The organism is Streptomyces sp. NBC_01618, from assembly GCF_045209435.1.
Taxonomy (GTDB): Bacteria; Actinomycetota; Actinomycetes; order Streptomycetales; family Streptomycetaceae; genus Streptomyces.
This window is the reverse complement of the sequence record NZ_CP109297.1, coordinates 4012828-4026101: the sequence shown is the minus strand read 5'-3', so window position 1 is coordinate 4026101 and position 13274 is coordinate 4012828. Positions and strand designations below refer to the sequence as shown.

At 71.0% G+C, this 13274-nt stretch carries 11 protein-coding genes and 3 pseudogenes; 8 read left to right on the top strand and 6 right to left on the bottom strand.

What is annotated here, in order from left to right; translation table 11 throughout:
• The first annotated feature begins 110 nt into the window (after positions 1–110).
• Together OH735_RS18800 and OH735_RS18795 are read left to right on the top strand one after the other, a co-directional pair.
• Positions 111–653, top strand: a complete 543-nt coding sequence (locus OH735_RS18800) for an RNA 2'-phosphotransferase (RefSeq protein ID WP_406382685.1) — start codon at positions 111–113, stop codon at positions 651–653.
• A gap of 80 nt (positions 654–733) precedes the next feature.
• Positions 734–973, top strand: a pseudogene (locus OH735_RS18795) (LLM class flavin-dependent oxidoreductase); the annotation flags it as partial.
• A gap of 51 nt (positions 974–1024) precedes the next feature.
• Here OH735_RS18795 and OH735_RS18790 read toward each other — a convergent pair.
• The 4 genes from OH735_RS18790 to OH735_RS18775 are packed head-to-tail and all read right to left on the bottom strand — an operon-like array spanning position 1025 to position 3314.
• Positions 1025–1417: a DNA-binding protein gene (locus OH735_RS18790; RefSeq protein WP_406382683.1), complete on the bottom strand. Its 393-nt coding sequence runs from the start codon at positions 1415–1417 to the stop codon at positions 1025–1027.
• Positions 1414–1695 (bottom strand): hypothetical protein, encoded by a 282-nt coding sequence (locus OH735_RS18785; RefSeq protein ID WP_406382682.1) that lies wholly within the window; start codon positions 1693–1695, stop codon positions 1414–1416. Before OH735_RS18785 ends, OH735_RS18790 begins: the two co-directional genes overlap by 4 nt.
• 49 nt (positions 1696–1744) lie before the next feature.
• A complete protein-coding gene (locus tag OH735_RS18780; RefSeq protein ID WP_406382681.1) occupies positions 1745–2950 on the bottom strand; it encodes a hypothetical protein in 1206 nt (401 codons plus the stop codon).
• A 52-nt stretch (positions 2951–3002) separates the two neighbouring features.
• A complete protein-coding gene (locus OH735_RS18775; protein ID WP_406382680.1) occupies positions 3003–3314 on the bottom strand; it encodes a hypothetical protein in 312 nt (103 codons plus the stop codon).
• Positions 3315–3415: 101 nt separating this feature from the next.
• Between OH735_RS18775 and OH735_RS18770 the strand changes: the two are divergent.
• Positions 3416–3658: pseudogene (locus OH735_RS18770) on the top strand (LLM class flavin-dependent oxidoreductase); the annotation flags it as partial.
• Between the two features lie 54 nt (positions 3659–3712).
• Here the strand turns inward: OH735_RS18770 and OH735_RS18765 are convergent.
• Together OH735_RS18765 and OH735_RS18760 are read right to left on the bottom strand one after the other, a co-directional pair.
• Positions 3713–4114, bottom strand: a pseudogene (locus tag OH735_RS18765) (DNA-binding protein).
• The gene (locus tag OH735_RS18760; RefSeq protein ID WP_406386631.1) at positions 4111–4365 is read right to left on the bottom strand and encodes a hypothetical protein; all 255 of its coding nucleotides are present in this window, start codon (positions 4363–4365) and stop codon (positions 4111–4113) included. Before OH735_RS18760 ends, OH735_RS18765 begins: the two are co-directional and overlap by 4 nt.
• A gap of 130 nt (positions 4366–4495) precedes the next feature.
• Here OH735_RS18760 and OH735_RS18755 point away from each other — a divergent pair, with 130 nt between their 5' ends.
• The 5 genes from OH735_RS18755 (at position 4496) to OH735_RS18735 (ending at position 13253) form a co-directional block, all read left to right on the top strand.
• Positions 4496–6742, top strand: a complete 2247-nt coding sequence (locus OH735_RS18755) for a plasmid pRiA4b ORF-3 family protein (protein WP_406382679.1) — start codon at positions 4496–4498, stop codon at positions 6740–6742.
• Positions 6743–6926: 184 nt separating this feature from the next.
• Positions 6927–9710: a DEAD/DEAH box helicase gene (locus OH735_RS18750; protein WP_406386630.1), complete on the top strand. Its 2784-nt coding sequence runs from the start codon at positions 6927–6929 to the stop codon at positions 9708–9710.
• Positions 9707–10942 (top strand): SWIM zinc finger family protein, encoded by a 1236-nt coding sequence (locus tag OH735_RS18745; protein WP_406382678.1) that lies wholly within the window; start codon positions 9707–9709, stop codon positions 10940–10942. Before OH735_RS18750 ends, OH735_RS18745 begins: the two co-directional genes overlap by 4 nt.
• Positions 10943–11183: 241 nt before the next feature.
• Positions 11184–12083: an LLM class flavin-dependent oxidoreductase gene (locus OH735_RS18740; RefSeq protein ID WP_406382676.1), complete on the top strand. Its 900-nt coding sequence runs from the start codon at positions 11184–11186 to the stop codon at positions 12081–12083.
• Positions 12084–12386: 303 nt separating this feature from the next.
• Positions 12387–13253, top strand: a complete 867-nt coding sequence (locus OH735_RS18735) for a Cof-type HAD-IIB family hydrolase (RefSeq protein ID WP_406382675.1) — start codon at positions 12387–12389, stop codon at positions 13251–13253.
• The last annotated feature ends 21 nt before the right edge of the window (positions 13254–13274 follow it).

The window sequence follows — 13274 nt, the reverse complement described above, 5'->3', positions numbered from 1 at the left end:
GCTGTGGATCAAACCTGTGGACGAAAATTGCTACAGCGAATAAAATTACTGTAGTGAATCGAGGTGAAATCCGAATGCGCGTGAGCGACCGCCGCGGGCACCCTGGCGGAATGGACGAAAGACGCACCATCAAGGTGTCCAAGTACCTCTCGAAACACCTGCGGCACCAGCCGGAGCGGATCGGCATCACGCTCGACGCCAACGGCTGGGTGCCGATCGGCGAGCTGCTGCGCGCCACGGCCCGCAACAACTTCCCGATCACCCGGAGCGAGCTCGACCATGTAGTCGCCGTCAACGACAAACAGCGCTTCGCCGTCGAGAACGGCCGTATACGCGCCAGCCAGGGCCACACCGTCCCGGTGGACCTCGCTCTCCCGCCGGCCGAGCCGCCCGCGTACCTCTACCACGGCACGGTGAACAGTGCGCTGGGCGCGATCCGAAGGGAGGGCCTGCGGCCCATGAACCGTACGCACGTCCACCTCTCGCCCGACCGTGAGACCGCGACCAGGGTCGGGGCCCGGCGCGGCCGCCCCGTGGCCCTGTCCGTGGACGCGGGCGCCCTGCACCGCGCGGGTCACACCTTCTACGTCAGCGCCAACGGAGTCTGGCTCACCACTGCCGTGCCGCCCGCGTTCCTGAGCTCCCGCGACTGATCCGACGACCTGTACACCGGGGGCCGGTGCTCGCCCGCGGAGGCCGACCCGCCCGTTTCCGGACCCGTATGGTCGTAGCCATGCGTCGGAGCGCTGTCATTCTGCCGATCCACCGCTGGAGCGAGGGCCAAAAGCTCTGGCAGCGTGCCGAGGAGCTGGGGTTCCGCTCCGCCTACACCTACGACCACCTGGCCTGGTGGACCTTCCGCGACGGGCCGTGGTTCGGTGCGGTGCCGACCCTCACCGCCGCGGCCGCCGCCACCCAGCGGCTTCGCCTGGGCACCCTCGTCACCTCAGTCAAGCCTTGTTCACCCATCACGCGCTGACCTGCGGAAACATGGCAAGGGTGCAGGAAGGGCCGACGTGGGCACTTAGATCGGCTCGACGGCGATGCGAGGGTGGCACAGTCGGCGCAGGTCATCCGTGTCGCTCGTGATGACAGTGACGTCGCTGTGTTCCACGTGAGCCGTGGCCGCGAGCATCGCAGCGATGGCGTACTTGTGACCGTGCAGGCTTTCTGCGGCGAGCAGGCTGCTTGCCGCACGTGCGATTTCCTCCGTGACGGGGCGCACCTTGGCCAGGGAAACGGCATGGTCGAACGCAGCCTGCGGCACCTTCGGGTCGCGTGCCTCTACCAGCGTGGCGGCGCTCGTCACGACGAGCAGGTCCAGTCTGCGGGCGACGTCCAGCCATACGGCCATGTCACGGTGCCGACGGGAGAGCTTTGAGAGGGCCTCGCTGTCGAGAACGAGAGTCCCGCTCATGCGGCGTCCGCTGGAGCGGCCTCACCGTGGTGGGCAGCGTGGTGGGCGCGGATGCGCTCGGCCTTGTCCGCCACCTCAGCAGGGTCGACAGGGCCGTGCTCCGCTTCAGCGGTGGCGATGTACTCGTCGATGGCCTCGCGCTGGAGCTGCCGCTGTACAGCCTCCTCGATATAGGAGGAGACGCCTTGTTTGCCGGCGCGTGCGCGGATTGCCTCCAGGGTCTCGGCGCGTAGGGAGACGCTGGTGACTCGGGTCTTGCCGGGGCGGGACGTGTCCATAAGGGGAGTGTAGTACATGACCTATTAACTCGCTGGCTCTTCACGATGCCTACCGGCTGCCGGCGGCGAGCCTGCTGAGGCGGTCGCCGATGACGGAAACGCCCGGACGGGGCTCGTTCTCGTAGTACCAGGGCTTGCGTCGGCGCAGCAGCGTCTCACCATGCTCGCTCCAGGTGAAGCCGGGTTTCCGCAGGAGCTTCCGGAACACCTCGTCAGCGGTCTCCGGGTGAGCGGCGGCCAGACGGCGGATCGGCAATGGCGCGATCGACTCCTCACGCAGATACGTGCGCAGCAGATCCTGGTGTGGCCTGCGGCCCGTGAGGGCGGGGTCCGCAAAGAGGTCCCGCAGCATCCCGTAGTCGGCGTAGAAGTTGAGCCCGTCGATCTGGTCGTAGATGACACCGATGGTGTCCGAGTCCGCCAGTTCCGGCGGAAGTTCGAAGAAGGGCAGGTCCAGGCAAGGGAGCCGCCTGCGCCGGGCACGGCCGGGCTGTGCGGCGACGGCGGCCTCCTGACGGTGGCGGTAGTAGGCGTTGAGGAGGTCCTCGGCTTCGGCAGGCGAAAGGACCAGCTCGTCGCTGCCGCAGAAATCTACGAACGCGGCCCGGTCCTCCCGCATCCGCTGCCACCCCTGATCGATTTTTTCGGGGTTACGGAAGACCAGCTCGGGTTGGCTGGTGGCCAGTTCGAGCGCCGCATTTGCGATGTCGGTGGCACTGGACCTGGGGTAGTACGACATCGCCCCGGAAACCAGCCACGCCCCGTCGCCCGAGTGGACGGGTACCAGGCAGGTGTGGAGAAATCCCCCCTTGGACACTCCACGGAACGCCGCCGGTCCGACATTCGAGTACGTGCGGTACTCCAGGTCGTCGACAAGGTTCAGCAGGACGACGGCATCCCCGTCCTTGCGCTGAATCTCGAAGATGCCCTCGACCGGGTCACGCCAGCCGAGCAGCATCTCCCGGTCGGCCGCGGTCAAGTCCTTCCGTATGGCGACGAACCGCTCCACCACGGTCGAACCGTCCGGCAGCCGATACCGCAGGATGAAGTGGTCGGTGATCCGGATCGCCTCGCCCTCGTCCAGCTGCCTTGCAGGCCCAGCGGCATCCAGCAGAAGGGGCGTCAACCACCGGTCGAAGCGGGCGCTCTGAGCGAAGGTGACCAGTTTCCCTTTCAACTCGGCGCTGTGCTCGATGAGATCGGCCAGCGACGGTTCACCGGCACCCTGATGCGCGCCTTGTACGGCCTCAGCCACGTTCAGCCCTTTCGTACGAGCCAGTTCCGCGTGAAGTGAGAGGTGCCCGGCCTCAACCGGCCCAGTGGCGGTACGCCTCGATCCACTCTGCCCCCTCGGGCGCCGGGCTGGGCAACGGCAGCTCCAGGATGTCGATCGACTGCCGGACGCGGCCACGAGAGCACAGGGCGACGATCCTGCCGTCGGGCGTGAGGTCGACGCCGTGCGCAGTTACCTCGACGCCGAGAACCGCAGTGGTGAAAGGCAGGTCGAGGCACTCCTCAAGCATGGTGAACAGACCGGTCAGCTGCTCGTCCTCGTTATAGGCGTCGACAGTCGCCTCTTCGATCATGGCCTCGATTTCGGCTCCACCCAGCGTGCCCATGACGCCACGGTAGCGGCCCCCGTCGCGACGTCGGCGTGGCTTCCCGAATCTGCTCCGTCGGCATATCCGTGGCGGCGGGAAGCGCGCGTATCGTCGGGGTCATGCGTCTGAGCACGGTTATCCTCCCCATCCACCGGTGGGTCGAAGGACAGAAGATCTGGCAGCGGGCCGAAGACCTCGGGTTCCATGCCGCGTACACGTACGACCACCTCTCCTGGCGGACCTTCCGGGACGGGCCGTGGTTCGGCGCGATCCCCACACTCACAGCCGCAGCAGCCGTGACACAGCGTATGCGTTTGGGCACCCTCGTCACCTCAGTCAAGCCTTTTTCACCCATCACGGTGTGACCAGGACGGATTCCCTCCGGGGCCGGCGCACGGGCACCTGCGCCCGTCCGCTCAGATGCCGATGAGCCGGACGCGGCCCCCACACAGCCGCGTCATGTTGTCGATGTCGGACGTCAATACGACCACCGGCCCCCGACTGGCGCAGTGCCACCTCGGCGACTGTCGCGTCGATCGCGTACTTGTGGCCGTGCAGGCCCGCGGCCTTGAGCAGTTCCGCGGACGCTTTCGCCGCGCCCTCGGTCACCGGCTCTACTTTGACCCGGGGCAGCGCCCACCGCAGCCGAGGCATGTTCACGCGTGCATGGCTGACTTCCACAATGGTGTTGGCGTCGATGACGAAATCGGCACCATGGCGTGGAGCACCTGGAACACGGCAAGGATCTTGCGGTCCTGCGCGATCCAGGCGAAGAGTCCTTGGGAGTCCGGGACCACGGTCTCGGCATGATCGTTCACGCCGCGCTCGCCGACCCGTCGGCGCTCGCCGTCCCGGAGATCCTGGAACGGGCCTCCGCCAGCTCCTCCTCGGTGAAGGCCCCGTGTTCCTCCTGGTGGCGCAGCAGGTCCGCCCCCAGAAGCTGGTGCCGCAACTGCCGCGCCACCGCCTCGGCGACATAACCGGAATCGTTGTCCGTGAGCTTCCTCAGTTCGGCGACCTGCCTCCGCGAATGGCGGGGCCGCGAGGTCGGTGCGCGGACGCAGGGTATCCGCTGCGAGCGATACCGGGGCCCCCACGACCGAAGTGGCCTCCGCCGAAGTGATCCGGTTTGGGCTGGGTCACACGCGACCGTCATGCTGGGGCCATTCGAGCGGCCTCGGACGGGTGGGAGACAAAGGATGCGACGAGACACGGGGGCGGCACCGTCCGATCTCCAGCTGAAGATCGCGCTGCACGGCACCCAGCCACCTCTGTGGCGGCGCCTCGTACTGCCGTCCGACACCTCTCTTCGCACCCTGCACGACGCCGTCCAGGCCGCCTTCGGCTGGCAGGGTGGCCATCTGCACCTCTTCACCGACGAGTCCGGCCGGGTGTACGGCGACGCGGCCCGGCTCACCGACATCGATCTCGGCTTCGGCCCCGGCAGCAGCGACCAGCACGCCACCGCGCTCGGTGATGTTCTGCCCGAGGACGGGGCGCGGCTGCGCTATGTCTACGACTTCGGCGATGACTGGGAGCACCGGATCACGCTGGAGAAGACAATGCCGCGACCGGTCGGCGCGGAGCGAGCGGTGCGCTGCGTCGGCGGCCGTCGTGCCGACGTACCGGCTGAGGACATCGGCGGGGTGTGGGGCCTGGGCGAGGTACTGGCACGCCTCGAAGTACCCGACAGGGCGGGAGACGGCCCGTACGACGAGCTGGTCGCCGAGCTGCGGTCGGCCGGCTACGACCCGGCAGCCTTCCCCCGGGACGGGATCGCTGAGCGGCTGGCCCGTTTGACGCCGGACACGGCGCCCGGTACGGCGAAGCCGTCGGCCGGTACCCGGGCCGGGCGCGGCGGTGGGGGACAGCCGGCTGCCGAGGACACGGCATCGTGCGCCTGCGGGCGCTGCCGAGGGTCGGGCGGCCCGGTCGACCCCGGAGTCGACGGGCCGGTCGCGAGTATGCCCGTGCTGCGCCCGGTCACCCTGGCTCCGCGGGAGGACCTCGCGGCGGCTGTGCGGGATGTCCCGCTCTTCGATTCGGCGCTGCGGCTCACCACCTGGTGTCGCGAGGGACGGCAGGTCACCGCGAGCCGGGTGCTGCGGCCCGCGCTCGCCCGTGAGGCCGTCGAGGATCTCCGGCTATGGGAGTTCGCCGACGAGGCCTCGCCGTACGCCGAGGCCGCCGCCCGGGCCCGTGCGTTGAAGGCGCTGCGCAGCGCCAAGGACGTGGACGTTCTCGACGAGCCGTGGAGTTTCGCCGTGAACCGCGGGCTGATCACGATCAGCGGGGGCCGCGCCTGGGGCGGCGAGACGGCCGACTTCGCCGACGAGAATCTTCTGGAGCTCTGGTCCGTCACCCTGGGCGACCTGCTGGAGGAGATCGACGAGACGGGGGTACTGGACGAACCGCTCGGCGAGTTGGGCGAGCTGTCGGCCGAGATCGCCGACGCGCTGATCGGGCAGCTGTACGACGCCCTGGACGGCGCCTGGGTGGAGATCGACGACCTGCGGGCGAAAGCCCGAGAGGCGGGTGCTGAAGGGCCCGAGCTCGATTTCCTCCTGGCCTTGTTCGCGACGACCTTCCGGGGCCTGGCGGAAGAGCTCGCCCACCTGGGCGCGGTGGAGTTCGTGCCCGGTGACCATGATGTCGTCGCGGCCGAGGATCTCCTGGCCACGCCCCTGAACGCCGTCAGCGGGCGCGGGCTCGCCGGTTCGGATGCCTGGTCGGACGCGTCGGGCCGGCCGTGGGACCACGAGAACGGGGACCGCATGCGGCTCACCCCGCTCGGCCGCCACGGGCTGCGCGCCTACCTGATGGAATGCGGTGCGCTCGCACCGCTGCTCGGCGAGTACGCCGAATCCGACGCAGACACCCTCCTCCAGGGCCTTCTGGGCTACTCCCCCGAGGAGACGCGCCAAGAGGTCGAAGGGTGGCTGAAGCACCGTTCCGGGGCCGACGCCGCGGTGGGACTGCTCGACGCCTGTGCGGGCGACGGCCCCGACATCGCGGCCAGACGCGCCGTGGTCCAGCCGGTGCTGGCCGTACTCGACGACTCGCGAGCACTGCGCGTGCTGCGCAAGGCGGCGGACTCCGACGTCGAGGGATGCCGCCAGGTGGCCGCCGCGGCCCTGGGCGCACGCCCTGAGGCGGACGCGTACGCGGATGCGGCGCGCGCGGAGCAGGCCCGGTTGTGGCTGTTCATCGACGGTCTCTCGCTCTTCGTCGGTGCCCAGGAGGACGAGGAGCTGCTCCTGGGCTTCCAGGAGAACCCGAACGTGGCACCAGAGGTGCTCGAACAGCGGGTGGACGACCTTTGGCGAGTGGAGCACCCGGCCACCGCCCAGGTGCTTGCCGAGCTGGGCGAGAGCCTGCGCGACATCGACAAGCGGCTGGCCAAACGCATCCGCACCGCGGCGAACAAGGCGCGCTCCCGCCGGTGACGGCGGGGCGGCGGAACTCACCGGAGGACGACCGGTACGTGGTGATGAGCGAGGCACGGTGCGTCTCGCTCACAGAAGGATGGAGTTGAGGAAGGTGGCACGAGTCGTCGCACGGGAGCCGAGCACGGGCCGCAGGAGTGTGCTGCCGCTGGCGGCACCTGAGTCGGCCTCCTGGGCGCGGGGCCTGCTCGACAACGGCTGGGCGGCGGTGTTCCTGCCCGGGGAGCCCGCCCGCCTCGGCCGACTGCTGCTGTGGCAGCCCGCCGGGGCGGCCGCCGCCGAGGACACGGCACCCACCGGCGTCGAGACCGACACGGCGGAACTGGTGCTGCCGCACGGCCGTTCGGTCAGGCGGCGCAAGGTGACGGGCCACGCGCTGCCCGCCGCCCTCGCCGTCGCCGCCCTGACCGGGGCACAGCCACCGAATCCGTCCGCCGCCGCCTGGCAGGCCGCCGCCCGCCTCGCGCTCCGGCTGCTCGCCGACGGCCGCCTCCACCCCGCCCTCACCCCCGCCGGCTACGACACCTGGCAGGCGGGGCCTTACACCGCCGCCCAGCGTCAGACCCTGGACGCCCTCGCCGCCGCGTTCCCGCCCCACGCCCACTGTCTGCCCGAGCCCGGCCCCCCTCCGGTGCGGATCGCCGAACCCGCCGCGCTGGTACGCCAGTTCTGCGACGCGGTCGCCGACGACCTGGTCCGCACCCCGGCCGCGCCGCTCGCCATGGGGGCGCTGCCGTACGCCTGGCGCGAGACGCGTGCCGTACCCGCCCTGCGCGAGTGGGCCGAGGAGACCGCCGCCGCGTTCACCGCCGATGTCGGCGTCTCCTTGCGCGTCGACCCCCCGGAGGGACGGCGCCGAGTGTTCCGGGCCGTGCCGCAGCTGCACACCGCGGCGGATCCGGGGCTCGTCGTCGAGGCCGCCCGGCTGTGGAGCGAGCCGGACGAGGTGGAACGGCTGCTCGGCCCGCGCGCCGAGACCGAGACGCTGCTGGCGCTGCGCCGCGGAGCCCGCGCCTGGCCTCCGCTTCAGCGGCTGCTGAGGGACGCCGCTCCCGACGAACTCCGCCTGTCCGACGACGAGGCCCTCGACCTGCTGGGCGACGCCACCGACACACTGCGTTCGGTCGGCATCGACGTGCACTGGCCGCGTGAGCTGGTCAAGGCACTCACCGCGACCGCGGAGATCGGGCAGCGCACCGCCCCCGGCTCCAGTGCGGGCGGACTCCTCGGCGCCGACGCAATCCTCGACTTCCGCTGGCAGATCTCGCTCGGCGGCGAGCCGCTCACCGAGGCCGAGATGGACGCCCTCGCCGAGACGCGCCGCCCTCTGGTCCGGCTGCGTGACCAGTGGGTGGTCGCCGACCCGAAGCTGGTGGCCCGCGTCAGGCGCCGCCGGATGGAACCGCTCACGCCCATGGAGGCGCTGAGCGCCACGCTGACCGGCGAGGTGGAAAGGGACGGCGAGCAGATCCCCTGTGAGGCGGTCGGCGCGCTCGGCGACCTCGTCGCCCGTATCCGCGATCCCGAGTCACGTACTCCCGCCCCGCAGCCCGCCGCGCTCAAAGCCATGTTGCGCGACTACCAGAGGCGGGGCCTCGCCTGGCTGGCCGAGATGTGCGAGCTCGGCCTCGGCGGCTGCCTCGCCGACGACATGGGCCTGGGCAAGACCATCACCCTTCTCGCCCTGCATCTGCACCGCCAGACCGACCCCGCGACCGCCGGCCCCACCCTCGTCGTCTGCCCAGCCTCCCTGCTCGGCAACTGGGAGCGCGAGGCGGCCCGGTTCGCGCCGTCCACTCCCGTGCGCCGCTACCACGGCGGCGAGCGCCACCTCGACGACCTGGCCGGCGACGAGATCGTCCTGGTCACCTACGGGGTGCTGCGCCGCGACCGCGAAGCCCTCGCCGGGACCGACTGGTCGCTGATCGCCGCGGACGAGGCGCAGCACGTCAAGAACCCCTACGCCGTCACCGCCCGCGAGCTGCGCGCCCTGCCCGCCCGCGCCCGCGTCGCCCTCACCGGCACGCCCGTGGAGAACAACCTCTCCGAGCTGTGGGCGCTCCTCGACTGGACCACTCCGGGGCTCCTCGGCCCCCTCGCGGCCTTCCGAGACCGGCACGCCCGCGCCATCGAGTCGGGCGAGGCCCCCGAGGCCGCCGAACGCCTGTCCCGTCTCGTGCGCCCTTTCCTGCTGCGCCGAAGGAAGTCCGACCCGGGAATCGCGCCCGAGCTGCCGGCCAAGACCGAGACCGAGCGGGTCGTGGCGCTGACGGCCGAACAGGCGGGCCTCTACGAGGCAGTGGTCCGCGAGACCATGGCGAAGATCGAGGAATCCGAGGGCATCGCCCGCCGCGGTCTGGTGCTCAAACTACTGACTGGGCTGAAACAGATCTGTAACCACCCCGCCCAGTACCTGCGCCAGTCCACGCCGCTCGGCGGCCGCTCCGGCAAGCTCGACCTGCTCGACGAGCTGCTCGGCACCATCACCGCCGAGGGCGAGTCGGTGCTGGTCTTCACCCAGTACAAGCAGATGGCGACCCTCCTGGAGAAACATCTCGCCGAACGCGGCACCCCCACCCTCTTCCTGCACGGCGGCACCCCCGTCGCGCGGCGCGAGGAGATGGTGGAGCGCTTCCAGCGCGGTGAGGTACCGGTGTTCCTGCTGTCGCTGAAGGCGGCGGGCACGGGACTCAACCTCACCCGCGCCACCCACGTCGTGCACTACGACCGCTGGTGGAACCCTGCGGTCGAGGACCAGGCCACCGACCGCGCCTACCGCATCGGCCAGGACAGGCCCGTCCAGGTGCACAAGCTCATCGCGGAGGGCACCGTAGAGGACAAGGTGGCGCAGCTGCTGGAGTCCAAGCGCACGCTCGCCGACGCCGTCGTCGGCTCCGGCGAGGCCGCCCTGACCGAGCTGTCCGACGCCGAACTCGCCGAACTCGTCGCCCTGGGAAGGCAGTCATGACCCGCGCACTCCCCGGCCAGCGCCGCGCACCCGCCCGCGGCAAGCGCGCCTTCGCCACGACCTGGTGGGGCCAGGCGTGGGTGACGGCCCTGGAGGACTCCACCCTGGACGCCGGACGCCTGTCCCGCGGACGTACCTACGCCCGTCAGGGCAAGGTCGGCCCAGCCGATGTCGCCCCGGGCCGGGTCAAGGCCGCCGTCCAGGGCAGCCGGCCGAGCCCGTACCGCTCCTCGGTCCGTCTGCCCGTCCTCACCGACGCCCAGTGGGACACCCTGCTCGACACCGTCGCGGCCCGTGCCGGGCATCTGGCGGCGCTCCTCGACGGCGAGATGCCCGCCGAACTCGTCGACGACGCCCGCCAGGCGGGCGTCCCCCTTCTCCCTCAGCCCACCGAACTCGACCCGGACTGCTCCTGCCCCGACTGGGGATACCCCTGCAAACACGCCGCCGCGCTCTGCTACGCCATCGCCGCCGCCATCGACGCCGACCCGTTCGTGCTCTTCGCGCTGCGCGGCCGAGGCCGCGAGGAGGTCCTCGCCCAGCTGCGCACACGCCGTACGGTGCCCCGGCAGGCAGCGAGCCCGCCGGCCCCGACCGGCGTCCCGGCCTCCGCCGCGTACACCGACTGGGCCGAACACGCCCCCGGGCTGCCAGAACTCCCCGCACCGGCCGCCCACACCACGACCCTGCCCGTAGCCCCACCACCCGGCAGCGGCCTAACCTCCACGGACCTGGAGCACCTCGTAGCCGACACCGCCTCACGCGCCGTACGGCTCCTCGCGGGTGACACCGCCGACCTGCACCTGACCCAGCACCAGGACACGGTACGGATCGCCGCGTGCAGCCCCGGCCCCGAGTGGTTCCACCACCTGATCGAGAACACCGGCACCAGACCGACCGAATTCGCCCGCCTCACCCGCGCCTGGCGCCACGGCGGCACGACGGGCCTCACCGTCGCCGAACAACCCCACACCCCAGCCCCGGCGACGATGTCGGCCGCCCGCGCCACTCTGACCACAGCCCTCACCGAGATGACCACCACACCCGGCCCTCTCCGGACCTGGCGCAACCGCCTCACCCTCACCGACCACGGCATCCAGCTGCGCCTGGGCCCCGACACCTGCTGGTATCCCTACCTCCGGGGTGACGACGGCGAATGGTGGCCCGCGGCACCGGCCGATACCGACCCGATCACAGCGCTCACCGCGGTCTGGCAGCAGACCGAGGCGTGACACGAACGACAGGCCCGTGGGCGGTGGGGCACAAGTCCACGTCACTCGCGCCTCGTTGATGCATCATGCGCTGACCTGCGAAACCGACCGGCACCCTGCTCTTGCGGACTCCGGTGACCGACTTCGGGACAGTGCTGCGGTCAGAGGCCGATGAGCCGGACCTTGCTGCCGCACAACCGGGACAAGTCGTCGACGTCGGACGTGAGGATGGCGACCTTCGGCCGCCGCGTAGGCTCTGCCCATGCGTCTGAGCACCGTGATCCTTCCGATCTACCCCTGGACCAAGGGGAAGAAAGTGTGGCAGCGAGCCGAGGAACTCGACTTCCACGCCGCCTACACCTATGACCACCTGTCGTGGCGGAGCTTCCGCGACCAGCCCTGGTTCGGCGCCGTACCCACCCTTACCGCTGCCGCCGCATCAACCGAGCGTATCCGTTTGGGAACGCTCGTGACGTCCCCCAACTTCCGGCACCCCGTCACGCTGGCCAAGGACCTCATCACGCTGGACGACGTCTCCCGCGGACGCGTCACCCTCGGCATCGGCGCCGGCGGCAATGGATTCGACGCCACGACGCTGCGCCGGAGCGACGAGGAGGCATGGACGCCGCGCGAACGGGCCGATCACTTCGACGAGTTCGTACCGCTGCTCGACCAGCTGCTGCGCGAGCCCTCGGTGACGCACGAAGGCCGGTTCTACGCGGCGTACGAGGCCCGGAACATCCCCGGCTGTGTGCAGCGGCCGCGGCTGCCCTTCGCGGTGGCCGCCACGGGGCCGCGCGGGATGAAGCTCGCTGCGCGGTACGGCCAGGCCTGGGTCACCACGGGCGACCCGAAGCTCTACGAAGAGGGCACCCCCGAGCAGTCCGTGGAGGCCATGCGCGGGCAGCTCACCAAGCTGGGCGCGGCCTGCGAGTCCAGCGGCCGGGATGTCGCCGAGCTGGACAAGATCCTTCTCACCGGTTTCACGCCGGACCGCCCGCTGCGGTCCTTCGACGCCTTCGTGGATTTCGCGGGCACCCACTTCGCGCTGGGCTTCACGGAGATCGTCATTCACTGGCCGGTCCCCGACTCCGACTTCGCAGCGGACGAGAAGATCTTCGAGCGCATCGCCACCGAGGGCCTGTCCCAGCTCGGCCGCTGACCGGACTCGGGCGGCCGGGCCGGACCAGCCCGCGTACCCAGCACGGACCGACTCGGGCCGAATCGGGCCAACTCGGGCCGGGCCCGGGCGGCTCGGTCCGGACCCGGGCGGCTCGGGCCGGGCCCGGGCGGCTCGGGCCGGGCCCGGGCGGCTCGGTCCGGGCCCGGGCGGCTCGGTCCGGACCCCCTCGGCCGGGCCAACCCGCTGGCATATGCGTCAGGCATGTTCCCCGGTCAGGGGCGCGCATCCTCATATGCGCGCCCCTCTGCACGCCCGTGCACCGTCGTACGCGAGAATGTGCCTGTGACCTCAGCTACCGACTCGCCTTCGCCTGCCGCTCCCCGGCTGATCGCCACCGACCTGGACGGCACCCTGCTGCGCGACGACAAGACCGTCTCGGACCGTACGGTCGCCGCGCTCGCCGCCGCCGAGGAGGCCGGGATCGAGGTCTTCTTCGTCACCGGACGCCCGGCGCGCTGGATGAATGTCGTCAGCGACCACGTCCACGGCCACGGCCTGGCGATCTGCGCGAACGGCGCCGCGGTCGCCGATCTGCACGCGGGCGGCAAGCTGGTCAAGGTCCGCCCGCTGGCACGCCCCATCGCCCTCGACGTCGTGCACACCCTGCGCACCGCTGCCCCCGGCACTTCCTTCGCCGTCGAGCTGACCACCGGCATCCACTACGAGCCGACCTACCCGCCCTTCCACCTGGACCCGGGTGCCACCGTCGCCGTCGCCGAGAAGCTGCTCCACGAGGAGACGCCGGGCGCCGGCGCCCCCGTGCTGAAGCTCCTCGCCCACCACGCCGAACTGGCCCCGGACGACTTCCTCGCCCTGGCCCGTACGGCAGCCGGCGACCGGGCCTCGTTCACCCGGTCCAGCCCCACGGCCCTGCTGGAAGTCAGCGGCCCGGGGGTCTCCAAGGCCAGCACCCTGGCGCTCTGCTGCGCCGAGCGCGGCATCTCGCCCGCCGAGGTCGTCGCCTTCGGTGACATGCCCAACGACGTGGAGATGCTCAGCTGGGCGGGCACGTCGTACGCCATGGGCAACGCCCACCCGGCCGCGCTCGCCGCCGCGTCCGGCCGGACCGCCACCAACGGCGACGACGGCGTCGCGGTCGTCATCGAGCGCATCCTCGCCGAGCGCCGGACGCCCGACGCCCCGCACTGAGGCACACTGCTCCCGACGCCC

What these genes read in the sequence shown, in the direction of transcription:
- OH735_RS18775 (WP_406382680.1), bottom strand. Translation starts at nt 3,314, where the DNA reads ATGGGCACGCTGGGTGGAGCCGAAATCGAGGCCATGATCGAAGAGGCG.
- OH735_RS18740 (WP_406382676.1), top strand. Translation starts at nt 11,184, where the DNA reads ATGCGTCTGAGCACCGTGATCCTTCCGATCTACCCCTGGACCAAGGGG.
- OH735_RS18755 (WP_406382679.1), top strand. Translation starts at nt 4,496, where the DNA reads ATGCGACGAGACACGGGGGCGGCACCGTCCGATCTCCAGCTGAAGATC.
- OH735_RS18790 (WP_406382683.1), bottom strand. Translation starts at nt 1,417, where the DNA reads ATGAGCGGGACTCTCGTTCTCGACAGCGAGGCCCTCTCAAAGCTCTCC.
- OH735_RS18785 (WP_406382682.1), bottom strand. Translation starts at nt 1,695, where the DNA reads ATGGACACGTCCCGCCCCGGCAAGACCCGAGTCACCAGCGTCTCCCTA.
- OH735_RS18800 (WP_406382685.1), top strand. Translation starts at nt 111, where the DNA reads ATGGACGAAAGACGCACCATCAAGGTGTCCAAGTACCTCTCGAAACAC.
- OH735_RS18745 (WP_406382678.1), top strand. Translation starts at nt 9,707, where the DNA reads ATGACCCGCGCACTCCCCGGCCAGCGCCGCGCACCCGCCCGCGGCAAG.